This window comes from Pseudomonas mucidolens (assembly GCF_900106045.1).
Lineage (GTDB): Bacteria > Pseudomonadota > Gammaproteobacteria > Pseudomonadales > Pseudomonadaceae > Aquipseudomonas > Aquipseudomonas mucidolens.
This window is the reverse complement of record NZ_LT629802.1, coordinates 3,985,157-4,008,628: the sequence shown is the minus strand read 5'-3', so window position 1 is coordinate 4,008,628 and position 23,472 is coordinate 3,985,157. Positions and strand designations below refer to the sequence as shown.

Genomic DNA, 23,472 nt, shown 5'->3' with positions numbered 1-23,472 from the left:
GCTTAATTCGCGAAGCGCAGGGCGTTGCTCAGATCACCCATGGCGGCATCCCGTTGCTTGAGGCCGTCCAAGGGTTCCAGTTGGAACACGCGGTAACCAGACGCAGTATCGAGGCGGTGTCGTAGACCGTATGGTCGACTGTGCCTTTACGTGCAAAAGGCGAGACCACCAGCCGCCGTTTTCATCGACCGTGACGATGACCACCCTGTTTTCGCTCTGCGGGCTTTCCTGCAGCACCTTCAAGACGCGTGTGATATGCCGATCACCCGAGGCCACGTCGACGTAACCGGCGCGCATATTCAGGTTGCCCTGGGGGTTGTAGAAGGTCACGGCGGGCAGCTTGCCCGCTTCGGCATCGGCCAGGAAACGGTTGCTGCTCGACTCATCCCCCAGTCCGCCAGCGCGCAGGCGGTCGTCGTGCTCATCACTCATCGCGGGCATTCCTGGCTAACTGTTACAAGATACTTTGTTGGAGCGCTAGCCATGAAATATGACGCAATGAAGATGGTTGCAAGCTGCAAGCTTCAAATCTCAAGGCTTGCAGCTAACCCCCTCTAAGGTATTAGCGGCGGCATATACGTCAATGTCGTCCCCAGCGCCCACAGCAGGAACAGCACCAGCGGGGTGTGCACCAGCAACTGCACAAACGAAAACCCGATCAAGTCTCGCGCCTTCAGCCCCAGGACCCCCAGCAACGGCAGCATATAGAACGGATTGATCAGGTTCGGCAGCGCCTCGGCGGCGTTGTAGATCTGTACCGCCCAGCCCAGGTGATATTGCAGGTCATTGGCCACTTGCATCACGTAGGGGGCTTCGATGATCCATTTGCCGCCGCCCGAAGGGATAAAAAAGCCCAGTACGGCCGAGTACACACCCATCAGCAGTGCGTAAGTGTCATGGGAGGCGATAGAGGTGAAGAATGTCGAGATGTGGTGAGCCAAGGTCTGGCCGTCGCCGCCTTTCACGACAGTGATCAATGCCGCGATCGAGCCGTACAACGGGAATTGGATCAACACCCCGGTGGTGGTCGGTACCGCACGGGCCACCGCGTCGAGGAAACTGCGCGGGCGCCAGTGCAGCAAGGCGCCGACCATCAGGAACAGAAAGTTATAGGTATTGAGCCCCGAGATCGCACTGATCGCAGGTTTGCTGGAAAACTCATGGAACAGCCACCCGGCCGCCAGCAATGCCAGCAGAATCGTCAGCAACGGACTGTGTTCCAGCCATTCTCCCGGACGGCTCGGTGGCTGTGGCTTGGGCAGGTTGAACGCCGGATCAACACCGCAGGCCTTGGCGTCACGCGCGGAGTTGGGGCCGGGCGCGGTGACATAGGCAATAACCAGTGACACCACAATCAGCGCCAGCAACAGCACGCCTGATTGCCAGAGAAAGATGGTGTCGGTGAAGGGAATCATCCCGGTGATCGCCAGAATCGACGGTGGCAAACTGGCCGGGTTGGCCTGCAGTTGCGCGGCCGACGACGACAAGCCCAGCGCCCACACCGCGCCAAGTCCCAGATAAGCCGCCGCTCCGGCTGCGCGATAGTCCATGCGCAAATCCGTGCGCCGCGCCAGGGCTCGTACCAGCAACCCGCCAAACACCAGGGACAGGCCCCAGTTGAGTAATGAAGCGACCATCGAGATCAACGCGACCCAGGCCACGGCGGAGCGACCGTTCCTGGGGATGCGCGCCAGGCGGTCAATCAACTTCACGGCGGGTGGCGAGCTGGCGACCACATAGCCGCCAATCACCACGAAGGCCATTTGCATGGTGAACGGGATCAGGCTCCAGAAACCATCGCCGAAGGCCTTCGCGGCCTCGGTCGGCGCCGCGCCCATGCCGAGTGCCGCCACCGCGACGATGATCACGGCGAGGGCGGCAAACACCCAGGAGTCAGGAAACCAGCGTTCGGCGAAGTTGGAGCAACGCAGGGCAAATCGGGCATAGCGGCTTTCTTCGATAGGATCGGCCACGTTTGATTACCTCTTGTATTTATAATGGGGGCGGGATGACGGCAGCGAACACGCAAACCGGAGCCGCCAATCCCGTTGCCGGGGTGAGCGCCAGTGACGTGTCTTTACAGGGTTTCGAGCATCATCGCTCAGGGGGCGCGCGTTGGGAATGTTGTTATTTTCATCGATCAATGAGTAAAACCAATATATCGCCGGTGATTGCCATGACCGTGCGCAGCTCATAACCTGCACGCCATTTTGTTTGTCTGCCGAGCCTCTTCATGACTGCCACCGCTTATCCACAGGCGCAGCGTTTTTCCCGCTCCGACTACAGAACCCTGGGCCTGGCCGCCTTGGGCGGTGCCCTGGAAATCTACGACTTTATTATTTTCGTGTTTTTTGCGCTGACGCTCAGCCAACTGTTTTTTCCGCCGGAAATGCCCGAATGGCTGCGCCTGCTGCAAAGCTTCGGGATCTTTGTCACTGGCTATCTCGCGCGTCCCTTGGGCGGAATTCTGATGGCGCATTTCGCCGATCACTTGGGACGCAAACGGGTGTTCAGCCTGAGCATTCTGATGATGGCCTTGCCGTGCCTGCTGATCGGCATCATGCCGACCTATGCGCAAATCGGCTATTTCGCACCGCTGATCCTATTGCTGCTGCGCGTCCTGCAGGGCGCCGCGGTCGGTGGTGAAGTGCCCAGTGCCTGGGTATTTGTCGCCGAACACGCGCCAGATAATCATCGGGGTTATGCCCTGGGTTTCCTGCAGGCCGGGCTGACCTTCGGCTATCTGCTCGGGGCGCTGACGGCGACGCTGCTGGCGCAGGTTTATACCCCGGAGCAGATCCTCGATTACGCCTGGCGTTTCCCGTTCCTGCTGGGCGGTGTGTTTGGTGTGATCGGCGTGTGGCTGCGGCGTTGGCTCAGTGAAACCCCGGTGTTCCTCGAAATGCAGGCCCGCCGCCAGGCGGCTGCCGAACTGCCGCTGCGCACGGTCTTGCGCGATCACCGCCACGCGTTGTTGCCGGCGATGGTCCTCACCTGTGTCCTTACCTCGGCGGTGGTGGTGCTGGTCGTCATCACCCCGACCATGATGCAAAAAATATTTGGCATGAGCCCTGGCGATACCTTTGCTTTGAGCGCGTTGGGCATTGTCTTCCTGAATATCGGTTGCGTGCTGGCGGGCTTGCTGGTGGACCGCATCGGCGCCTGGCGTGCGGTGCTGGTTTACAGCCTGTTGCTGCCAGTGGGGATTGCCGTCTTGTATGCCAGCCTGATCGGTGGCGGAGTGTGGCTGGGCGCTGCATACGCAGTGGCGGGCTTGAGTTGTGGGGTGGTGGGCGCGGTGCCCTCGGTGATGGTCAGGCTGTTTCCGGCGCAAATCCGTGTCTCGGGGATTTCCTTCACCTACAACATCGCCTATGCCGTGTGGGCGAGTACCACGCCATTGATGTTGATTGCGTTGATGCCCACCAGTCCGTGGATTTGCGTGGGCTATTGCGTGGTGATGGGCGCGGTGGGAGTGGTGTGTGTAGCGCTGTTCAGCCAGCGTCATGCCTCAACCTGTACTAAATATAATTGAGTGGGGCGATCCCCTGCTCTTCAGAAAATGTCCTTCGCGCCGATGGCTAAGATATCCGTGTCCCCTTACCCTTCGGTGCTCTCATGTTCAATACCCGCTTAAAACAGGAGTTGGCCGCTCTTCGCGAAGAACTGTCCAGTTTGCATCAGATCAAAGAGAGCCTGGATCGTGAGATGCTTGCCCTGAAACTTGATTGCGAAGGGCGTGTCGAGTCGGTCAACCAGAACTTCCTCGATGAAATGGTCTACAAGGCCAGCGACTTGCTCGGCCGTGTGATTCATGAGTTTGTACCGCTACATGTGAAAAACGATGAGTTTCAGCAGCGCTTTAACCACGCATTAAGCCGTGGCGAGCACTTCGCGGGCACTGTGCGCCTGCTGCGGGGCAACGGCAAGGACGCTTGGCTGCGCTCGATCGTGCAACCCGTGCTTGGTGCGGACGGGCGTATCAAGTGTTTTTCGATGTACTCCAGCGACCTGACCCGTACCATCGAGACCTCCCGCGACCACCAGAACCTGCTCACCGCTCTGCTGCGTTCCACGGCGGTTATCGAGTTCGACCTCAGCGGTAACGTGCGGTCTGCCAATGAACGTTTCCTCAACGGCATGGGTTACAGCCTGGCGCAGATCCAGGGCAAGCATCACCGCTTGTTTTGCGACCCGCAGGAATACAACAGTCCCGAATACCAGGATTTCTGGAAGCGCTTGAACACGGGTGAGTTTGTCGCCGGGCGCTTCAAGCGTATTGACGCGCATGGTCAAGAGGTCTGGTTGGAAGCCTCCTATAACCCGGTGTTGGATGCCAACAACCGACTGTATAAAGTGGTCAAGTTCGCCACGCTGATCACCGATCAAGTCAACCGCGAGCGAGCCGTCGCCGAGGCCGCGGATATTGCCTACAGCACCTCCTTGCACACCGACAGCAGCGCCCAGCGCGGCACCGCAGTCGTCACTCAGGCGGTGACTGTGATGCGTGACCTGGCCAAGCACATGCAGCAGGCCGGCGAGGGTATCGAGGCGCTCAATGCCCAGTCCCAGGTAATTGGCAGCATCGTCAAGACCATCAGCGGGATCGCCGAGCAGACCAACTTGCTGGCGCTGAACGCGGCCATCGAAGCCGCCCGCGCGGGTGAGCAGGGGCGCGGCTTCGCGGTGGTGGCCGATGAAGTGCGGCAATTGGCGTCCCGCACCAGCAAAGCGACCGAGGAAATTGTCGGCGTGGTACGTCAGAACCAGGACATGGCTCGTGACGCCGTGGCGTTGATGACCGACGGCCGCTCCCAGGCCGAACAAGGTTTGTCCCTGGCGGCAGAGGCGGGCACGGTGATCGTCGAGATTCAGGATGGTGCGCAAAAAGTGGTCAATGCCGTCGGACAGTTTGCCAACCAGCTGTCCACGTAAGCCTCAGGGGGCGTGGATTTCGAAGTGCAACAGGTCGAACCATTGGTCGTGAAACAGAAAGCTCTTGTGTGAGTGGCCATACTGGGTAAAACCACTGCGCTGCAACACGCGCAATGAACCCGGGTTTTCTGGACGTACCGTGGCTTCGACCCGCTTCAGGGCGTGCTCGCCGAAGGCTTTCTGCAAACCCAGCGCGACGGCGTGTCGAGCCACGCCACGGCCAGTGTATTCGGCGCCCATGCGATAACCCAGGGATGCGGAGTGATAATAGCGGCGGCGCACCTGACTGAAGTTGATCCGTCCCACCAGCACACCGTTTTCGCGTATCAGGTACTGATAGGCGCGGTCTTCATTGGCTTCCTGTAATGCGCTCTCGATGGCTCGGGTTACCCCGTCGACGCTGTAATAGGTGTCCAGTCGGGCATTGATCCAGCGCTCGAAAAACGCCCGGTTGGTCAGCTCGAACGCAAGTAATTCGCTTACGTCATCCCACTGTGGGGGCGTCAATGTCAGGTTCATCCTTGGCTAGCCTCGCGGTTGGTGTGGCCCACGGTGTTTATTCTCACACCCGGCGCGTGGATTCAAGCGTTGGCCCACACGGCGCGCGCCCCAAGGCTTCTGTAAATGCTATTAGCTTCCGGGAATATTGTCGGCATCAGGCGGCCTGAAAACCGACCTGTTTTTGCGCACGCATTCCATCCCCTGTAGGAGCGAGCTTGCTCGCGAAGGTCGTTAACGATGACGCGCAAAGCCTGATACCTCGAGGTGTCCTCAGGTTTTTCGCGAGCAAGCTCGCTCCTACACGGGGCTAAGCTCAGGTACGCCCCAGCATCCTCACCCAGCGCGAAGGCGGCAACAATGTCAGGTTCATCCTTGGCTAGCCTCGCGGTTGGTGTGGCCCACGGTGTTTATTCTCACACCCGGGGCGTGGATTCAAGCGTTGGCCCACACGGCGCGCGCCAAGGTTTCTGTAAATGCTATTAGCTTCCGGGAATATTGTCGGCATCAGGCGGCCTGAAAACCGACCTGTTTTTGCGCGCGCATTCCATCCCCTGTAGGAGCGAGCTTGCTCGCGAAGGTCGTTAACGATGACGCGCAAAGCCTGATACCTCGAGGTGTCCTCAGGTTTTTCGCGAGCAAGCTCGCTCCTACACGGGGCTAAGCTCAGGTACGCCCCAGCATCCTCACCCAACGCGAAGGCGGCAACAATGTCAGGTTCATCCTTGGCTAGCCTCGCGGTTGGTGTGGCCCACGGTGTTTATTCTCACACCCGGGGCGTGGATTCAAGCGTTGGCCCGCACGGCGCGCGCCAAGGTTTCTGTAAATGCTATTAGCTTCCGGGAATATTGTCGGCATCAGACGGCCTGAAAACCGACCTGTTTTTGCGCACGCATTCCATCCCCCGTAGGAGCGAGCTTGCTCGCGAAGGTCGTTAACGATGACGCGGAAAGCCTGATACCCCGAGGTGTCTTCAGGTTTTTCGCGAGCAAGCTCGCTCCTACAAGGGGCTAAGCTCAGGTGCGTCCCAGCATCCTCACCCAGCGCGAAGGCGGCAACCCATAGGTACTGCGAAATTGCCGGGTCATATGACTCTGGTCGGTAAACCCTGCCGTCAACGCCGCATCCACCAGCGAATGCCCCTGACCGAGCAAGGTACGCACCAGATCGAGACGGCGCATGGTCAGATAACGGTAAGGGCTGGTACCGAACAACAAGCGAAAATCCCGCGACAAGGCCCAGCGATCACGCCCGCAGTGCTCGGCCATTTCGTCCAGGGTGATGGTACGGGTCAAGGCGCCGTGGATAAACTCTCGGGCGCGCTCGGCGGCCTGGTAATCAAAGGTCTTGCGGCTGGTGTTCACGCCCGCCGCATTATTCAGTGCGTGGGCCAGGTCGAACAGCGCATCCTGTTCCAGCAATGGATCAAGCCCGCAGTCGAGGCGTTGCACCAGCACTTGGCAGGCGCGGTACAGCCACGGGTCGTTGGACAGTCCGTTGTGGATAAAGGGTAGCGGCTTGCCGCCGAGAATCTGTTGGATCAGCGCCGGTTCCACATAAATCATCCGGTACTTGAAGCCTTCGTCACTGCCGGCCCAGCCGTCGTGGACTTCATCGGGGTGCAGCACCATAGTCGTGCCCGGCAGGCTGTGGGTTTTTCTGCCGCGATAGTGAAAACTCTGCACGCCAAGCAGCGTGTGGCCGATGGCGTAGGTGTCATGGCGATGCGGGTCGTAACCGAACCCGGAAAAATACGCTTCGATGCGCTCCAGGCCACTGACAGGTGGTGCGCGATGCAGCCAGTCGATACTCGCGGTGGATTTGCCCATGGGATATTTTTCGAAAAGTGTCAGATGGAGTGACGTTAACCGAGTATGCGCCGGTTGTCTGCCGGCAGCTTGTACGATTGTGCACCGCCTGAGCGCTGGCCTATGCTTGCTTTTCCAACACTGCCTTGGCGGACGTTCACCATGGACTTTTTCAATCCGGCCTATGCCACGCCGCTGGTGTCGCTGGCTTTGCTGTGGACCGTCGCCGTGGTAACCCCGGGACCGAATTTTTTCAACACGGCGCGGCTGGCCGCCAGTTGCTCGCGCCGCCATGGTGTGATGACCTCCGCAGGCGTGTCCACCGGGACCATGATATGGGGCCTGGCGGGTGGGTTGGGGATCAAATCGTTGTTCACTGCCGCGCCCATGCTATACCTGGCGTTCAAGATCATCGGTGGCTGCTACTTGATTTACCTGGGGCTCAAGCTGTTCAAGCGCGCTGCACCGGACGTGGACCAGAGCCTGCTGCCCGACGGGCCTCGGCGTTCGTTGTTCTGTGCGTGGCGCCTGGGGTTGCTGGGCAATCTGTCCAATCCCAAGGCGGCGCTGTTTGTCGCCACCATCTTCGCATCCACCATGCCACCGGCGCCTTCGCCGATGTTGTTGACGCTGGCTGTGATCACCATGGCGAGCTTGTCATTCAGTTGGTACACCAGCGTGGCGCTGGTATTTTCCAGCGCGCGCATGACCCATCTCTACAGCCGTTCGCGCAAGTGGCTGGACCGCGTTGCCGGCGGTTGTTACGTGCTTTTCGGCGCACATCTGGTGGCTAACCGCTGACGGCTCGTGGTAATAAACCTTATTTTTTAAATGTGAGGCGGACGCATGAGCAAGTTGCGGGTAGGGATTATTTTTGGTGGGCGCTCGGCAGAGCACGAAGTGTCCTTGCAGTCGGCCCGCAACATCGTTGATGCCTTGGACCGTTCGCGTTTCGAGCCGATCCTGATCGGCATCGACAAGGCTGGCCACTGGCATCTCAATGACACCTCGAACTTCCTGATTAACCAGGAAGACCCCGCTTTGATCGCCCTCAACCAATCCAACCGCGAACTGGCGGTGGTGCCAGGCAAGTCCAGCCAGCAACTGGTCGAAACCTCCGGCCAGGGCTTGCTGGAACACGTCGATGTGATCTTCCCCATCGTTCACGGCACACTCGGCGAAGACGGTTGCCTGCAAGGTTTGCTGCGCATGGCGGACTTGCCGTTTGTAGGCTCCGACGTGCTGGGTTCGGCGGTCTGCATGGACAAAGACATCAGCAAGCGCCTGCTGCGTGATGCCGGAATTGCGGTGACGCCTTTTATTACCCTCAACCGTGGCAATGCGGCGCGCACCTCGTTTGCGCAAGCGCAACAGAAGCTCGGCCTGCCCATGTTCGTCAAACCGGCGAACCAGGGTTCCTCGGTGGGGGTGAGCAAAGTCGCTAACGAAGCCGAATACCACGCCGCCGTCGAACTGGCCCTGGGTTTTGATCAAAAGGTGTTGGTGGAGTCTGCCGTCAAAGGTCGGGAAATCGAATGTGCGGTACTCGGCAACGAGCGCCCCATCGCCAGCGGTTGTGGCGAGATCGTGGTGCGTGACGGTTTCTATTCCTACGACAGCAAGTACATCGACGAACAGGCCGCGCGCGTGGTGATCCCCGCCGATATCAGCGCGCAATCCAGCGAGCGCATTCGCGCGCTGGCCGTCGAGGCGTTCGAGACCCTGGGCTGCTCGGGTTTGGCCCGGGTCGACGTGTTTCTCACCGAAGCGGGCGAAGTGCTGGTCAACGAAATCAATTCGCTGCCTGGCTTCACCCGTATCAGCATGTACCCCAAGCTGTGGCAGGCGGCGGGGATGAGCTACAGCGAACTGGTCAGCCGCTTGATCGAGCTGGCGCTGGAGCGGCATGCGGGGCGCAAGGACTTGAAGATCAGTCGGTAAATCGGCGTGGGGGACCAGGCTCGACGCACAAAATCCCCCACCTCTAATAACCGCTCTACCTCAATCCCCCAACGCCTCCCCCTCGCGCCGAGGGTCCGCGCCGCCACTCCATGCCGCCTTGCCCTGGGCATCACGCACACGCACGACGGCTTGGGTGCCGCTGGTCATGTCGATCTCGCTGAGCGCGTGCCCCTTGTCCTTGAGTGCCTGTTTCAACGCCGGGCTGAACAGTCCTTGCTCCAGCTCGGTAGCGCCATTGCGGCTGCCGAAGTTGGGCAGGCCGATGGCGGTTTGCGGGTCGAGGTTCCAGTCGAGCATGGCCACCAGGGACTTGCTGACGTATTCGATGATCTGTGAACCACCGGGCGAGCCGACAGCCGCCAGCAACTCGCCTGTCTGTCGATCAAATACCAACGTTGGCGCCATGGACGAGCGCGGGCGTTTGCCGGGTTCGATACGGTTCGCCACGGGTTGACCGTGTTCGTCGGGGATAAAGGAAAAGTCCGTCATCTGATTGTTGAGCAGAAAACCCTGGACCATGACGTGTGAGCCGAACGCAGCCTCGATGGTGGTGGTCATCGACACCGCGCCACCTTGGTCATCCACCGCCACCACCTGGGAGGTGGAAATGCGCAAGGGCGAGCGATCGGGTGCATACGCCACTTGAACCCCCGCCGGTTGACCAGGCTTGGCGACCCCCATGCTGCGCTCGCTGATCAAGGCGGCGCGCGCCTTCAGGTAAGCCGGCGCGACGAGACCGGCGACCGGCACCGGGACAAAGTCCGAGTCAGCGATGTACTGCGCCCGGTCGGCGTAGGCCAGGCGATCGGCTTCGGCGATCAAATGCACGGCTTCAGGCGCGGGTTCGAGGCCGGCGGGCGTCGTGGTCTTCAGTGGTTTGAGCGGCGCCAGCGACCAGCGTGGATCGCGCGCTTCCAGGGCCTGTAAGGTGCCGAGGATCTGCGCGATGGCGACGCCACCCGACGACGGTGGTGGCATGCCGCAGATTTGCCAGCGCTTGTAGTCGGTACACAGCGCTGCGCGTTCCTTGGCGCGGTAACCTTTGAGGTCGCTCAGGGACAGGCTTCCGGCGTTACGGTGGCCCTGGACCTTACGCGCAATCTCCTCGGCAATCGGGCCCTGGTACAGCGCCTGCGGACCTTCCTCGGCGATGCGTTTGAGTACGCGGGCCAATGCTGGATTTTTCAGCAGCGTACCGATGGCTTTTGGGGTGCCGTCGGCATTGAGAAAGTAGCTCGCCATATCCGGCGACTGACTGATGTAACGGTCGGCGGCGAGCAGGTTGTGCAGGCGCGAAGAAATCGGAAAACCGTCCTCGGACAAACGGATCGCAGGCTCAAACAATTGCGCCCAAGGCAGCCGACCGTTCTGTTCGTGGGCCATTTTCAACGCACGTAGCACGCCGGGCGTGGCCACCGAGCGGCCACCGATCTGCGCCTGGGGAAACGCCATCGGTGTGCCGTCGGGGTTCAGGAACAGATCGGCGGTGGCGCCGGCCGGCGCGGTTTCGCGTCCGTCATAGGCGCGCACCTGCTGGCCATCCCACACCATGATGAAGGCACCACCGCCGATCCCGGACGATTGTGGCTCCACCAGCGTCAACACCGCTTGCATGGCGATGGCGGCATCAATCGCCGAGCCACCCTGGCGCAAGATTTCCCGCCCGGCTTCGGCCGCCAGCGGGTTGGCGGCGGCGGCCATATGGCGTTCGGCGTGGCGCACGCGCATGTCGGTGCGATAACCCGAACCCAGCTCCGGAGCCGGTGGCAGTTCAGGGACCGTGGCGCTGTGACAGGCGCTCAGGGTCAGGGCGGCGACAAGTACCGAAAGGGGCGCAAGGCGTTGGAAGCGGTGGATGCAATGCACGCGGTGAACTCCGTTCATGTTGAGAATGATCTGTTGCTCCAGGGATGACGCGCTACAGGTAAATCGTGCCTTGTAGATACAGCGTGGCCTTGCCGGAAATAAACACGCGATCGCCTTTGACTTCGCAGGTCAACTGGCCGCGCCGCGTGCCGCCTTGTTCGGCGCTTAACCGGTGCTTGCCCAGGCGCTCGGCCCAGAACGGTGCCAGCGACGTGTGGGCGGAACCGGTGACCGGATCTTCATTGATCCCGACATTGGGGCCGAACCAGCGGGAGATGAAATCAACGCGTGAACTTTTGGCGGTCACCGCAATACCGCGCTTGGGCAGGCCGGCGAGGCGAGAAAAGTCCGGGGCGAGGGCCGCGACCAACGCTTCATCGTCCACCTGCACAATGTAGTCGTCGGTGGCGAATACCTCGGCATTCTCGATGCCCAGTGCTTCGAGCATACCGGCCGGCGCTGCACACGGTTGAGGCGTCTTGGCCGGAAAATCCATCACCAGCTCATCGCCGTTACGGCTCACTCGAAGCTCTCCGCTGCGCGTGGCAAAACGCAGCATGTCGGGTGCCGCCGCCAACGCATGGATCAGCACCCAGGCCGTGGCCAATGTCGCATGGCCGCACAGGTCGACCTCCACCTGCGGGGTGAACCAGCGCAATTCGTAGACGTCGCCGCGTGACACGAAAAACGCGGTTTCGGACAGATTGTTTTCCGCGGCGATGGCCTGGAGTTGTTGATCGGGCAGCCACTCGGTGAGCGGGCAAACAGCGGCCGGGTTACCGCCGAAAGGCTGGTCGCTAAAGGCGTCGACTTGGTAAATGTCCAGTTTCACCGTGGGGGCTCCGTCTCGAGGGATGAGACCGGACACTAACAGTGCATGGCGGGAGCGTCAAAAGCCGGTTTCGCCTGGCGCGCCGAGGTTGATGCGTTATCGGTGCCCCGCAGTGGAACCGGGAGCTGCAGAAGATCACTACGGTTTATCCACAGGCGTATTCTGGAGTTTGCTATGCATCTGAGATTTGAAGGTTGGGTGGGAACGCTGCGCAATACAATCGACAAGTCGGCGGCACGGCCTGCACATGCATCTTCTCGAGAAACACTCGGCGAGTGTCTGCCTCGAGATCGAGGTATTGCCAAACCGTTATCGAAAAAGTCCACGGCAGCCGCGGCGATCGAACTGACGCGTTTTCAATCGCTGCGTCCGACCTCGATGTTGTTTGGTGTCACCCTGGAGCACGGGCGCGTGCAGGCGGACGCGACCCTGGCGGGTCAAGACATCGCGCGTCATCTCAACCAGGCCAGCCCGCATTACGTCGCGGATGACCTCGGTGGCGATGCCCACACGCTGCGTCTCACCTATGGTCGGCAGCGCGTGCTCTATCTCCACTCCACGCCGGCTGTGGCGGCGGTTATCAACAGCAGCCGCACCGCCGACAGTGGGCCAGCTCCCGACAACCCCGGCCGCGCGCACCTCGGGCCTGTCAGCCAGGTGCAGACCACGCTGGATGGCAAGCAGTATCGCCTGGAGCAAGGCCGCCTGTTTCGATTTGAACCACAGACCGATCGCTGGCTGGCGGACGCAGACACACGCCTGCTCAACCGCATTGGCCTGACCGCACAGGGCCAGTTGCTGAAGATGCCGCAGGGCGTGGCAGATAGCAGCGTCGAAGGCAACAACGTGCTGTGTCTGAGCCATGTCGAAGGCGCTTCGGTGTTGTCGCTGCAGGGCGTTGGCGAGCAGTCTCTGAGTCCGCTGGATGAGTCCGGCCGGCCTTTGCAACTCACGCGCATTGGGCTGGCCGGCGATACGCTGTATGGCTGCACGGTGCAGGGCGAACTGTTTCGAGGCAGCCGCGAGCAGGCTCGCGACGGGCAGCTGCCGATGACCTGGCAACCCCTCGAGTCACTTGAGCAGGCGCTGAGCGGCGAGGTCAGCGTTGAAGGGTTTTTCCATGCGGATGGCGGCCAGCTCAACGCGCTGATACGTGATGCACGTGAGCAACTGCACAGTTGCCCATTGATCGAGCCGCATGCCCTGAGGCCTGAATGGAACCTCAGTGATGCGCTGGTCAAGGGCATTGAGCAAGGTTTGCCTCAGCCGAGTCTCCAGGCGCTGGCGTCGGCGATTGATCTCGGGCCACGCGGAAAGGTCACGTGTGACGAAGGCAACCTGTTGTGCTGGGACGCCCGGTCGCAACGTTGGGAGGACAGCTCTCAGGGTGTTGAACGGATGGCGCGCGGGCTTGATGGGCGTGCCTATGTCTTGCAGGAAGGCCAGTTGAAGGCCGTGACGAGCCAACAGGTCTGCGCGCCGAGCTATGAAGGCGCCAGCTACATGCTTTCAGGGCTTGCGGTGCCGCGCACTCAGGCCACGCTTGACGAGGTCATGGCGCAAGGACCGTCGCGCATCACCGGGTTCGCCGTCGAAGACGGGCGCAGCTTCGTCACGCTCGATGAACATGGGCGGCTTCAGGCCCAACTAGATGGCCGGGTCCAGCCGTTGACGTTTACCCAGGCAGTCACCGCGCAAGCGCTGGCGCTGGACGCTGAGGCAAACCTCTACGCGCACAGCAAGGGCGGTGAGTTGTTCAGGGTGGCGCGCGCAGACTGGCAGGGCGCGGGTCATGCGGCATTGAGCTGGACCCGGATTATCTTGCCCAAGGCGCAACGACTGGATTCGCTGCGGATGGGCGCGGACAAGCAACTGATCGGCGGCTGGGCCAAGGCTTTTCATCGCTTGGAAGTCGCTGCCGACGGGGCGTTGACGTGGGGCGCGGTGCAGCCCTCGACGCCGGCGCCGGGTGTGTCGCTGGCGGAAAAAATGGCCGGCACTCAATGGCGCGGCGTGGTGCTGGACGGGACTGTGTCGGTCGGCAGCAATGTGTTGGGGCAAGCCAGTGAGGGCGTTCCGCTCAAACGCAATTATCTGCAGGGCTTGAAAGCGCACTTTCATCCCATCGAAAGCCTCAGGCAGGCCGGCAGAGATATTCAACATCACTTTAACGGCCGCCAGGGTCTGGCGCAGCTCTACGCCGACGACAAACGCCTGCACGCCCAGCTCAAGCCGCTTGCCCACGCCGTGCCTGTCGCGGGCGGCCTGGGCCAGCGGCTGGCAGCGTTGTGCGAGGCCGGCCCGCGACAGGCGCTGGCCAGGGACATCGGCGCCGCACTGGAGCGTGTGGAAAACAACAGTGAAACCTGCGCCCGTCGCCTCGGCGAGGTGCATGGCATGTGGTTTGATCCGCGGCCGCAGTTGAGCCGGGCGACGGTCCAGCCCGACTCGACTGTGCATCAGTTGTACGAAGCGTTTAAAAGGCTGTCGCCGTCGCCGGACAAAACCACCGCGCTGCTGCTGGCCAACTTTGAAGGGCAGGCCTTGAACCTTCCGGCAAGAGACCCCGAACGCAAGCGCGATAGCCAGCATCCTTCGGCGTTGCTCGTGGGCGATCTGATCCATCATGCCGCCACCTTGAAACAGCTCGGCGACCTGGTGCTCGAACTGGAGCAGGCCAGCGGCCACAGCCCGTCAGCGATGGCGCGAGTGGAGCAATCGCTGGGCACCCTGATGCAGCAGTATGCGCAAAGCCCGGTGCATAAACTGTCCAGCCAGAACATCGTCAGCCATGGCCAGGCCGAATCGATCTACGACAACTTCAAACTGTTGGCAAAAGACCTTGGAACCCCGGGTTCCGCGCTCCATTGGCACCTTTCGGGCGTGCTTGGGTTGGCTGCCGATGCAAGCCTCAAGGAGGCAATGACGCGCGAGGTTCGGCAACTTGAAAGCGGCCAGAAACTGGCGCCGAGCCGCACCCACGGCAAATCCTTCGGCATGATGCTGACGGGGATAAAAACGGTTTCGCCCGTGGCGTTTTTTGTCGGGGTGTCCAAGGCCCACGCGAATGGCATCAGTATCAGCCGTACCGATAGCGGCGCGCGGATTGAAATCAGCATGGACGACACGCGGCGGGTGGCGACTTCGATTGCTTCGGGCACAACCCTGGGTCGTGGCGAAGGCGCGCTGGGGACTGGTCTGAGGGTGGGGGCGGAACTGACGGCGGCGGTGGCAAGGACGCACGGCGCGTCCATCAGTTTCGATGTGAAGGAAGCCGATTTTGCGAAAATGATGGCGATCCTCACGGCAGAGCAGGGCAATGTTTACGATTTGCTCGACCTGGGCGCGGCGCATGTCACCGGCGAAAGTGCGAAAACCCATGTCGACCTGCACCTGGACCTGGTGGCGCAACAGCGCCTGCTCTACAACCCGCAGGAAAATATCAGCGAGATCGATTCGGTGGTCCGGGCCGGCGTCGGCCTGGTAGGCAACCTCAATTTGGCGCATGCAGACCTCGGCCATTCCGTCAGCCGCAGCAGCACCTCGACCACGCACGGTCGCTCGGCGAATGTGCAACTGCTCAGGCAGGGCGGGGTGGGCGCCAACGTGGTGCCGTTCAATGCCGCCGCGCTGGGGCATCTGCAGGACGGCGGTTCCAGCATCGCGGCGTTTGCGCTGCCGGAGATGTCGGTCATGGTCAGGCTGGATCGCTCACAGTCACGCAGCTTCAGCTTCTCCTTCAAGCAACCGGAAGCGCTGGAGCCGTCGCAGATCGACGAGCTCGTGCAGCGGTTGTCGCGTTATTCCCCGGCGTACCGGGCGGATTTAGCTGCTGTTGAACTGACCGGGCGGACGCCGGGTGAGCAACTGGCCAAGCTGCAGCAGTTTTTTGCCACGCATTCGCCCTTGCCGACCCGGTTGCAGGCGTATCAGGCGATTGCTCAGTTAGTGGATAACCTGACTCACCAGCACGATCTGCAGCAGCATCAGTTGCGCCAGTTGGCCGCGGTTGAAACCAGCGTGACCCGGATTGGCTTGAACGATGACGAGCGCCATGCCTGGTTGGATGACGTCGCACCCGCCAACAAGGCGGCCATTGTGCAGTGGCTCAACGACGCGCCGCAGTTTGCCCAGATGCTCGGGCATTTGAAGAGCGGCGAGGGCACTTCGGTGAGTGTCAGCCTGGAACTCAAGCCGCAGGTGCTGCGCAGTATCGAGCGTGAATGTTTCAGCGCCGGGCGCAAGACACCGCTGATCGAACAGGCCCTGAACAACCGCGATAACCTGCGCATCAAAAGCCTGAGTCTCGCTTACAGCGCGAGTCGCTCCCATGCCATGGCGTTCCCGCCGATGAGCGACCTGGGTTTCTCAAGCACCGCCGGACTCAGTTACTCGCAAAAACGCCTGAGTGCCGAATTTGAATACGGGGCAGACGCCGACAAACCCCTGAAGATGAAACTCGACGACCGCCTGGGCGCTCTGCCTAGCCACGACCTGACCCTGGACCTGGCGGATGCGCGGGTGAGGACACCGCGCTCGCCAATCGCCTGAGTTTATTGCTCGCATGAGAAACGGCTTGCCTTGGGGTGAGCCGTGTCTGGCGGGTGGGGCGCTGAGGACTGCTCACGGTGCAAATCCGCCTTGCAGATCCAGCGGGTATTCGATGATCAGGTAGATACGGTCAATGTCCGGCCCACCCTGTGCAGCGTTAGCTCGGTGAGTGACATGGGCCATGCTCAGCGACAGGCCACGTGCCGCGCCGGACTGGACCACGTAAGCCACATCCAGGTCGCGTTCCCAGTGTTTTCCGCCCCGGCCTTGCTGCGGACGATAGCCGCTGCCGTCGAATGGATTGTAGGCGCCGCCCTGTGGGGCATGGGTTCCATCGATATCGCTGCCGCGTACATAGCGCGCTGAAATCGACAGGCCGGCCAGCCCGATGTCTTTACCGCTCCATTGGTAGCGAGCCTGCCAGGAACGTTCGTTGGCGCCGTTGAAATCGGCAAATTTGACGGAGTTTGCCAGGTAGATCGAGTCACCGCCGACAAAGTCGAACGGTGTATCACCTTCGACCTTCTGGTAACCCAGGCTCAGCGTATGCGCGGCGAGTGAGCGACGCGTGATGAGGCTGTAGGCGAGGGTATCGATCTTGCCCGCCCGGGCTTCCCCGGCATCGACAGTGCGGTACAGGTTGGCGTCCAGCGACCACGGGCCTCGGTGCAGATTGAGGTTGGCATAGGTTTGCTGCCAGACATCCTCAAGCGAGGACGCATAGAGCGCGCCACCCCAGACTCGATCCGCCGGCGCCCAGGTTGCGCCAGCCAGGCTGATGCCGCCAAAACGCGTGGTGGCGCCATAACCAGCAAAGTCGCCACGTCCGGAGCTTGAGTCCTGATTTTTGAACGCAGTAAACCGCCCGGCCTGGAGCGTGAGGCCCTCCACTGTTCGATCATCGAGAAACCAGCCAGTCGCGTATTCCGGCTGAAGACGCTTGTCAGCGGTAGCGAATACTGGGGTTTCCACGCGCATCTCGCCATAGGCAAGCGTGCTAGCGCCATGCACGACTCGCAGCGCCCCACCGGCCGATGAATACTCCGAGCGGCTGCGGCCATCGCTGTCAACCGGTAGAAGGCCGGTTCCGGCATGCCCGCGTCCGCCATCCAGCTTGACGCCGAGGAACCCATGCAGATCAACCCCCAAGCCAAAGGTGCCAGGCGTGAGGTCACTACGGTAGCGCCCGATGAAACCTTGCGCCCATTCGCGCGTGAGGTTTTTTTCGCTCCGGTTATCAGAACGAAAATCGTTATGGATCAGGTAATTGCGCGACAACAAACGCACATCCGCCGCCATCGCAGGCGCGCAGGCGGTAAGCAACATCCCGACGGCAACGCCCTGACCTGCCTTCATTCCCGTACCTCCATGGCGGTGGAAGGCACGACGCGACGCAGCCGATCAACACTCAAAGACCCAGGGCCGGCAATCGCCAGGCCACCGAAGAGAATTATCATCAGCCACGCAAACTGACCTTCGGCCAGAGACCATTCGGGATGCACCAACACCACCGAAACCAGCAGCACCGCAAGTACCGGCAGACAGGCGAGACGCGCATAAAGACCGAGAATTATCAGCAACGGACACAAGACCTCAGCAAACACCGCAAAGCTCAAGGTCAGCGCGGCGCCAAGATGAAGCGGATCCTCGATCAAGCCCAGCTCGGCATGCCAGTTCAGCACTTTCGGTAACCCATGCACGACCAACAACAGCACGGCCGCGCTGACACGCATATACAACAGCGCCCAGGCAATGGAGGGACGCAGGTGAGGAGAGGGCTTCATAGTCGACTCGCACAGTGAACAGGAGCCCCACTATCGGCCCAGGTTCGTCCGATTGATTGGATGGGTGTGCTGAGAGGTTACGTTGAGGTGCATTGCCTATACTTGCCGCGCATCGGCAGAAGGGACCCGGACACGCAACGCAATCAGCAACGCGGCCAGCAGCATCAGCGCGGCCGCCGCTACGAATACGCCGGCGCTGCCCCCCAGGCTGAACATCGCACCGCCAGCGGCTGCGCCTGTTGCGATGGCCGACTGCACAGACGCCACGACCATGCCCCCGGCGCTTTCCGCCTGATCAGGTACCGCGCTGGCGACCCAGTTCGACCACGCCACCGGCACACCACCAAAGGCCAGGCCCCAGATCGCCAGCAGTACCGCCTGCCCCGGCACCGAGGCCGGCAACAGAACCAATGCCAGTGCTGCAACGCCCACCAGCGCGGGCATCAACACCAGGGTAGCCAGCGGGTGGCGCTCAAGCAGCCACCCGCCCAACAGCGTGCCGACGAAGTTCGCCGCGCCGAAACCCAGCAGCATCAACGCCAGCCCTTGCGGGCCGATGCCGGTAGTCCCTTCGAGGAATGGCCGAACATAGGTGAACATCGCGAAGTGGCCGCTGTGCACCAGCACACAACCGAACATACCCATGGCGATGCCCGGGCGCAGCAACACCTCGAGTACGGTGCGCAGGCGTGCCGGCCTGCGCGGCGCAAGACGCGGCAGAGTGCACGACTGGAAAACCAGGGTCACCACACCTACCGCCGCTGCCGCAAAGAACGCGCTGCGCCAACCATATAGCCCGCCCAGGTAGCTGCCCAGCGGGACCGCAACCACCGTCCCGACGGCAATACCGCTGAAAATGATCGAGAGCGCTCGGGGCAACAAAGCACCCGGCACCAAGCGCATCGCTACCGCTGCCGCCATGCTCCAGAATCCGCCAAGGGCAATACCCAGTAAGATACGCATCACCAATAGCACCGCGAAACTGGAGGAAACGGCGACCAGAAGATTGGATGCGATCATCAACGTGGAAAAACCCAGCAGCACCCAGCGGCGGTCGATACCGCGGGTCAGGCCTGGCACCAACAGGCCAGCGAACAGTGCTACCACTGCTGTCACCGTTACCGCCTGGCCAGCCAGCGCTTCGGACACACCCAGATCGGTAGCTATTGGCGTCAACAGGCTGGCCGGAAGGTACTCGGCGGTCAGCAATCCGAACACGCCCATTGCCAACGAGAATATTGCCATCCACGCCGGGGTTGCAGGTTCTACATCCGGCTCGGTGCCGGGACGGCTGTCGGATAAGGCATTACAAACACAATCATTCATTGCACGGATCTCCCAAGCTTAATCGCGACCGGCAGTCTAGGCGCGGGGATCTGGATGATCTATGATCAAAAGTCTTGTTCTTTTGACTGAAACACCTGAATGATGCCTGCAGATCAGTTTGCTCTTTCCTCGGATCTCATCAACGAGCTGTTGCGCGGCATGCGCCTGCGTGGCGTCGAGTATCGGCGTATTCAAGCCGGTCCAGCCTTCGGCTTGGGCTTCGCTGCCAAACCTGGGCATGCCTGGTTCCACTTCCTGGCGGTCGGCAATGCGGTGCTGCGGATGGAAGACGGGACAACGTACGCGCTGTCAGCCGGAAATGCCGTATTCATCTCCCATGGCGCAGCCCATCAACTGTTTTCCCATACGGACGTGCCTCTTCAGGACATCGACCGTTTAGACGGCGCTCCTCTCGGTGACAGCGTCAGCGCGGTGGATACCGGAACCGACGCCAGCCCAACGCCGGCCACCATTTTGTTCAGTGGCTGCATGGAGTTTGAGCTAAGCAGTATCCATGACCTTGGCGGGCTGATGCCGGGCCTGATGCTAATTGATGCCGGCGGCCAGCGTTACCCCGGACTGGTGCCTATCCTTGCCACCATGGAGCGCGAGGTCAGCGCCGCACGTGTCGGCTTCGCCGGCATCCTCGCGCGTTTGGCCGACGTGGTGGCCGCCATGGTCGTTCGCGGTTGGGTAGAGTGCGCCTGTGGCAATGCCTCTGGCCTGGTCGCCGCATTGCGCGACCCACGCTTGGCAAGTGCGCTTCTCGCGCTCCATCAACAACCGGGGCGCGACTGGACCGTTGCGCAGTTGGCGGAGCAATGCAATACCTCTCGCTCGGTCTTCGCGGACCGTTTCCAGGAGACTATTGGCATGGCCCCGCTGCGCTACGTCACTGAATTGCGGATGCGGCTTGCGAGCCAGTGGCTGACGCTCGAAAGGCTGCCGATCGAAGAGGTGGCGCAGCGCTTGGGTTATACCTCCCAGGCTGCTTTCAGTCGTGCATTTAAGCGCATTACGGGCAACACGCCTGGATTAAGTCGCCGGTTGCGGCAGCCCGCTGTTCCCTGAAGCAGAACGCAAGCAGCCTCTTGAAGGTGACTACGAAACCAGCGGCGACTCACCCGGTTTGATCAGGTGACGCCATCGCTTACATCCGGTGATGTTCCAGTAAGAAGTCCACGAACAACCGCACCCGCGCCGGCATTGCCGAGCCACCTACGAACACTGCATGAATCGGTTCCTGGTCGCCGGGGTTCCAGGCTTCCAGCAGCGGTATCAGGTCGCCGCGCTGCAGATCCTCGCTCACGCTGAACTCGCCGATACGCGCAATGCCGGCACCTACTCGCGCGAGTTGTGCCAGTGCTTCACCACTGCTGCATTCGATGTTGCCGCTGACCTTAAGGGAAAACTCTTTGCCGTCGCGGATGAACGGCCAATTGGGCTCTGCACGCCGGAAATTGAAGCGTAGGCAGTTGTGGCGCAGCAGGTCTTCCGGTTCCTGGGGGATGCCGTGGCGCTGCAGATACTCAGGCGATGCCACCACCACCTGGCCGGTGTTGCCGATCCTGCGCGCGGTCAGCGGGCTATCGGGCAGATGGCCAAAGCGTACCGCCACGTCGGCCTGGCCGCCAAGAATGTCGACCACTTCGTCGCCGAGGGTGAGGTCGACGACGATGTTCGGGTAGCGAGCGCTGAAGGCTGCCACCAAGGGAACGATGGCCAGCCGCCCATGGCCAAGGGCGGCGCTCACCCGCAATCGGCCCCTGGGTACGCCTTGGTCGGCGATGGCTTCTTCGACCTCGGCCATGTCGGCCAGGATACGTCTGGCGCCGCGCAGAAAAGCCTCGCCCTCGGCGGTGAAGGTGATCGCTCGGGTGGTGCGCAACAGCAGCCGGGTACCAAGACGTTGTTCGGTACGCGCGATGATCCGACTGACCGCCGAGGGGGTCAGCCCCAATGCACGCGCTGCGGCCGATAGGCTGCCCTCCTGCGCCACGGTGGCGAACACGCCCATTTCACCTGATCTGCCGTTGAAGTCCATTTGTGCCTCTTGCGCAAAGGTGATTGCCAGAAATACTGTCTACCGCCTGAAAAGGCTGGATCGTAGCATTGGCGGCATAGATAAGGAGCCTTTCATGCGTATCAATCCACCACTTGTCGCACTCGCCATTGGTGCTTTTGGCATCGGCGTTACCGAGTTCGCCCCCATGGGCATGTTGCCGGGCATCGCTGCGGATCTCGGCGTTTCCATCCCCGCCGCAGGTTTGTTGGTCAGTGCTTACGCCCTGGGCGTACTGCTCGGCGCGCCACTGATGACCCTGACCACCGGCAGGATTCCCCGGCGCTACCTGTTGATCGGACTCATGGCGATTTTCACCCTGGGTAATCTGATGTCAGCCCTGGCTACCGATTATTACAGCCTCATGGTCGCCAGGGTGGTGACCTCACTGAACCACGGTGCGTTCTTTGGCGTTGGCTCAATCGTCGCCGCCAGCGTGGTTGCCCCGCAGAAACGTGCTGGGGCTGTTGCGGCAATGTTCATGGGCCTGACCTTGGCAACCATCGGCGGTGTGCCGCTGGCCGCCTGGTTTGGCGAACTGTTCGGCTGGCGTACCGCATTCTGGGGTATTACCGGTCTCGGTGTGGTGGCCATGGGGGCGTTGTGGTTTGCCCTTCCCAACCTGCCGGCGCCACAAAGCGTTGGTGTACTGGCCGAAATTCGGGTACTGGGCCGTGGCCCGGTGTTGGGGGCGCTGGCCCTGACCGTAGTCGGCTCGGGTGCAATGTTTACCGTCTTCACCTACATCGCGCCGATCCTCAGCAGTGAGACCCATGCGTCCACCGCCTATATCACCGCCATGCTGGTGCTGTTCGGCGTGGGGTTAACGCTGGGCAACATGTGGGGTGGCAAGGCTGCCGACCGCTCGATAGATCGCACCCTGATCGTTTCGCTGAGCGTGCTGATTATCGTCTTGCTGGCGTTCACCGTACTGATGCGTTGGCCGTTGCCGGCCGCCGTTGCCATCCTGATATGGGGTATCGCCAGCTTCGCCTTGGTGCCGCCGCTACAGATGCGCGTCATGGAAGCGGCTAAAGACGCGCCCAACCTGGCCTCGGCGGTGAACATCGGTGCCTTCAACTTCGGCAACGCGATTGGGGCGGCGCTGGGCGGAGCGGTGATCAATGCCGGGCTGGGTTATCCGGCGATTTCCCTGGCCGGAGCGGCAATGGCGGGTCTGGGGCTGCTGATGGCGTTGGCTTTTGCCTGGCATTCCAGAACGATTTCAACTGCGGTGGTGTGACGATGATGTGAAGGGCGAGGCTGTTAGTTGCCATTGATGAGTGGCGGCTAGCGGCCGATTCTGTTGAAAAAGTAGCTCCCCTGCCTGGCCTGCGGCAAAATCTCTGCAGTGGTCGGCGGGGGATCACACAGCATGATCGGACAGTTATCGAGTGGGCAGGAACGACTGTTTTACTCATTCAACCTTGAAGATCACATCCCAGCCAATCACCTTCTGCGCAGTATTGATCGGTGTCTCGATCTGAGCGACCTGCGCCATTACCTCGCTGATTTCCATAGCCCGATTGGGCGCCCTTCAATTGATCCTGAACTGATGATCCGCATGCTGGTTGTGGACTACTGCTATGGCATCCGCTCCGAGCGGCGGTTGTGCGAAGAGGCCCATTTGAACCTGGCGTATCGCTGGTTCTGCCGATTGAGCCTTGAAGATGACGTCCCCAACCACTCGACCTTTTCCAAAAATCGACACGGCCGTTTTCGGGACAGTGATCTGTTTCGCTGGTTGTTCAATGAAGTACTGCGTCGCTGCATGGACGCAGGGTCGCTCTTCGTTGCTCCCGCACTTGTTCTTCCGCGCCGCGAAGATTAACGTCATCCGACGCGCGA

16 protein-coding genes and 3 pseudogenes are annotated in these 23,472 nt (G+C 61.3%); 9 read left to right on the top strand and 10 right to left on the bottom strand.

Features of this window, described 5'->3' with window-relative positions:
- Positions 1-2 precede the first annotated feature (2 nt).
- Positions 3-438, bottom strand: a pseudogene (locus tag BLU75_RS18575) (alkaline phosphatase family protein); the annotation flags it as partial.
- Positions 439-554: 116 nt separating this feature from the next.
- Positions 555-1,973, bottom strand: coding sequence for a short-chain fatty acid transporter (locus BLU75_RS18570; protein WP_084379250.1), 1,419 nt, complete (start codon positions 1,971-1,973; stop codon positions 555-557).
- A 260-nt stretch (positions 1,974-2,233) separates the two neighbouring features.
- Here BLU75_RS18570 and BLU75_RS18565 point away from each other — a divergent pair, with 260 nt between their 5' ends.
- The 3 genes and pseudogenes from BLU75_RS18565 (at position 2,234) to BLU75_RS28345 (ending at position 4,935) form a co-directional block, all read left to right on the top strand.
- The gene (locus tag BLU75_RS18565) at positions 2,234-3,535 is read left to right on the top strand and encodes an MFS transporter (protein ID WP_084379251.1); all 1,302 of its coding nucleotides are present in this window, start codon (positions 2,234-2,236) and stop codon (positions 3,533-3,535) included.
- Positions 3,536-3,618: 83 nt separating this feature from the next.
- A pseudogene (locus BLU75_RS28350) lies at positions 3,619-4,347 on the top strand (PAS domain-containing protein); the annotation flags it as partial.
- 156 nt (positions 4,348-4,503) lie between these two features.
- Positions 4,504-4,935, top strand: coding sequence for a methyl-accepting chemotaxis protein (locus BLU75_RS28345; protein WP_414860573.1), 432 nt, complete (start codon positions 4,504-4,506; stop codon positions 4,933-4,935).
- A 3-nt stretch (positions 4,936-4,938) separates the two neighbouring features.
- Here BLU75_RS28345 and BLU75_RS18555 read toward each other — a convergent pair whose 3' ends face one another.
- Both BLU75_RS18555 and BLU75_RS18550 read right to left on the bottom strand, forming a co-directional pair.
- Positions 4,939-5,454, bottom strand: coding sequence for a GNAT family N-acetyltransferase (locus tag BLU75_RS18555; protein WP_084379253.1), 516 nt, complete (start codon positions 5,452-5,454; stop codon positions 4,939-4,941).
- 995 nt (positions 5,455-6,449) lie between these two features.
- Complete coding sequence (locus BLU75_RS18550) at positions 6,450-7,262, bottom strand: AraC family transcriptional regulator (RefSeq protein ID WP_084379254.1); 813 nt, start codon at positions 7,260-7,262, stop codon at positions 6,450-6,452.
- Between the two features lie 141 nt (positions 7,263-7,403).
- Here BLU75_RS18550 and BLU75_RS18545 point away from each other — a divergent pair, with 141 nt between their 5' ends.
- Together BLU75_RS18545 and ddlA are read left to right on the top strand one after the other, a co-directional pair.
- On the top strand, positions 7,404-8,042 hold the full coding sequence (locus BLU75_RS18545) for a LysE family translocator (RefSeq protein ID WP_084379255.1): 639 nt from the start codon (positions 7,404-7,406) through the stop codon (positions 8,040-8,042).
- 45 nt (positions 8,043-8,087) lie between these two features.
- The gene (gene ddlA, locus BLU75_RS18540; RefSeq protein WP_084379256.1) at positions 8,088-9,182 is read left to right on the top strand and encodes a D-alanine--D-alanine ligase; all 1,095 of its coding nucleotides are present in this window, start codon (positions 8,088-8,090) and stop codon (positions 9,180-9,182) included.
- A 60-nt stretch (positions 9,183-9,242) separates the two neighbouring features.
- On the opposite strand, the gene ggt is transcribed toward ddlA, so the two are convergent.
- On the bottom strand, positions 9,243-11,087 hold the full coding sequence (gene ggt, locus BLU75_RS18535) for a gamma-glutamyltransferase (RefSeq protein WP_084379257.1): 1,845 nt from the start codon (positions 11,085-11,087) through the stop codon (positions 9,243-9,245).
- A 34-nt stretch (positions 11,088-11,121) separates the two neighbouring features.
- On the bottom strand, positions 11,122-11,901 hold the full coding sequence (locus BLU75_RS18530) for a PhzF family phenazine biosynthesis protein (RefSeq protein ID WP_084379258.1): 780 nt from the start codon (positions 11,899-11,901) through the stop codon (positions 11,122-11,124).
- Positions 11,902-12,075: 174 nt separating this feature from the next.
- On the opposite strand from BLU75_RS18530, the gene BLU75_RS18525 reads away from it, so the two are divergent.
- Entirely contained in the window at positions 12,076-16,452 is a 4,377-nt protein-coding gene (locus tag BLU75_RS18525) for an AvrE-family type 3 secretion system effector (RefSeq protein WP_090221523.1), read from the top strand.
- Positions 16,453-16,524: 72 nt separating this feature from the next.
- On the opposite strand, the gene BLU75_RS18520 is transcribed toward BLU75_RS18525, so the two are convergent.
- From BLU75_RS18520 to BLU75_RS18510, 3 genes are all read right to left on the bottom strand, one after another.
- Positions 16,525-17,808: an OprD family outer membrane porin gene (locus tag BLU75_RS18520; protein WP_084379260.1), complete on the bottom strand. Its 1,284-nt coding sequence runs from the start codon at positions 17,806-17,808 to the stop codon at positions 16,525-16,527.
- Positions 17,805-18,236 carry a DoxX family protein gene (locus BLU75_RS18515; protein WP_084379261.1) on the bottom strand — a complete coding sequence of 144 codons (432 nt, stop codon included), beginning with the start codon at positions 18,234-18,236 and terminating at the stop codon, positions 17,805-17,807. Before BLU75_RS18515 ends, BLU75_RS18520 begins: the two co-directional genes overlap by 4 nt.
- Positions 18,237-18,332: 96 nt before the next feature.
- Positions 18,333-19,562 carry an MFS transporter gene (locus BLU75_RS18510; RefSeq protein ID WP_084379262.1) on the bottom strand — a complete coding sequence of 410 codons (1,230 nt, stop codon included), beginning with the start codon at positions 19,560-19,562 and terminating at the stop codon, positions 18,333-18,335.
- Between the two features lie 102 nt (positions 19,563-19,664).
- On the opposite strand from BLU75_RS18510, the gene BLU75_RS18505 reads away from it, so the two are divergent.
- The gene (locus BLU75_RS18505; RefSeq protein ID WP_084379370.1) at positions 19,665-20,633 is read left to right on the top strand and encodes an AraC family transcriptional regulator; all 969 of its coding nucleotides are present in this window, start codon (positions 19,665-19,667) and stop codon (positions 20,631-20,633) included.
- A 79-nt stretch (positions 20,634-20,712) separates the two neighbouring features.
- Here BLU75_RS18505 and BLU75_RS18500 read toward each other — a convergent pair whose 3' ends face one another.
- On the bottom strand, positions 20,713-21,606 hold the full coding sequence (locus BLU75_RS18500; RefSeq protein ID WP_084379263.1) for a LysR family transcriptional regulator: 894 nt from the start codon (positions 21,604-21,606) through the stop codon (positions 20,713-20,715).
- Positions 21,607-21,700: 94 nt separating this feature from the next.
- Between BLU75_RS18500 and BLU75_RS18495 the strand changes: the two genes are divergently transcribed.
- Positions 21,701-22,867, top strand: a complete 1,167-nt coding sequence (locus BLU75_RS18495) for an MFS transporter (RefSeq protein ID WP_084379264.1) — start codon at positions 21,701-21,703, stop codon at positions 22,865-22,867.
- Between the two features lie 132 nt (positions 22,868-22,999).
- Positions 23,000-23,407, top strand: a pseudogene (locus BLU75_RS18490) (transposase); the annotation flags it as partial.
- Positions 23,408-23,472: the final 65 nt, after the last annotated feature.

Bases quoted from the DNA above. Each gene is read 5' to 3' on its own strand.
- ggt (WP_084379257.1), bottom strand. From the start codon at position 11,087: ATGAACGGAGTTCACCGCGTGCATTGCATCCACCGCTTCCAACGCCTT.
- BLU75_RS18545 (WP_084379255.1), top strand. From the start codon at position 7,404: ATGGACTTTTTCAATCCGGCCTATGCCACGCCGCTGGTGTCGCTGGCT.
- BLU75_RS18505 (WP_084379370.1), top strand. From the start codon at position 19,665: ATGCCTGCAGATCAGTTTGCTCTTTCCTCGGATCTCATCAACGAGCTG.
- BLU75_RS18550 (WP_084379254.1), bottom strand. From the start codon at position 7,262: ATGGGCAAATCCACCGCGAGTATCGACTGGCTGCATCGCGCACCACCT.
- BLU75_RS18565 (WP_084379251.1), top strand. From the start codon at position 2,234: ATGACTGCCACCGCTTATCCACAGGCGCAGCGTTTTTCCCGCTCCGAC.
- ddlA (WP_084379256.1), top strand. From the start codon at position 8,088: ATGAGCAAGTTGCGGGTAGGGATTATTTTTGGTGGGCGCTCGGCAGAG.
- BLU75_RS18520 (WP_084379260.1), bottom strand. From the start codon at position 17,808: ATGAAGGCAGGTCAGGGCGTTGCCGTCGGGATGTTGCTTACCGCCTGC.
- BLU75_RS18500 (WP_084379263.1), bottom strand. From the start codon at position 21,606: ATGGACTTCAACGGCAGATCAGGTGAAATGGGCGTGTTCGCCACCGTG.
- BLU75_RS18525 (WP_090221523.1), top strand. From the start codon at position 12,076: ATGCATCTGAGATTTGAAGGTTGGGTGGGAACGCTGCGCAATACAATC.
- BLU75_RS18515 (WP_084379261.1), bottom strand. From the start codon at position 18,236: ATGAAGCCCTCTCCTCACCTGCGTCCCTCCATTGCCTGGGCGCTGTTG.
- BLU75_RS18510 (WP_084379262.1), bottom strand. From the start codon at position 19,562: ATGAATGATTGTGTTTGTAATGCCTTATCCGACAGCCGTCCCGGCACC.
- BLU75_RS18495 (WP_084379264.1), top strand. From the start codon at position 21,701: ATGCGTATCAATCCACCACTTGTCGCACTCGCCATTGGTGCTTTTGGC.
- BLU75_RS18555 (WP_084379253.1), bottom strand. From the start codon at position 5,454: ATGAACCTGACATTGACGCCCCCACAGTGGGATGACGTAAGCGAATTA.
- BLU75_RS28345 (WP_414860573.1), top strand. From the start codon at position 4,504: ATGCGTGACCTGGCCAAGCACATGCAGCAGGCCGGCGAGGGTATCGAG.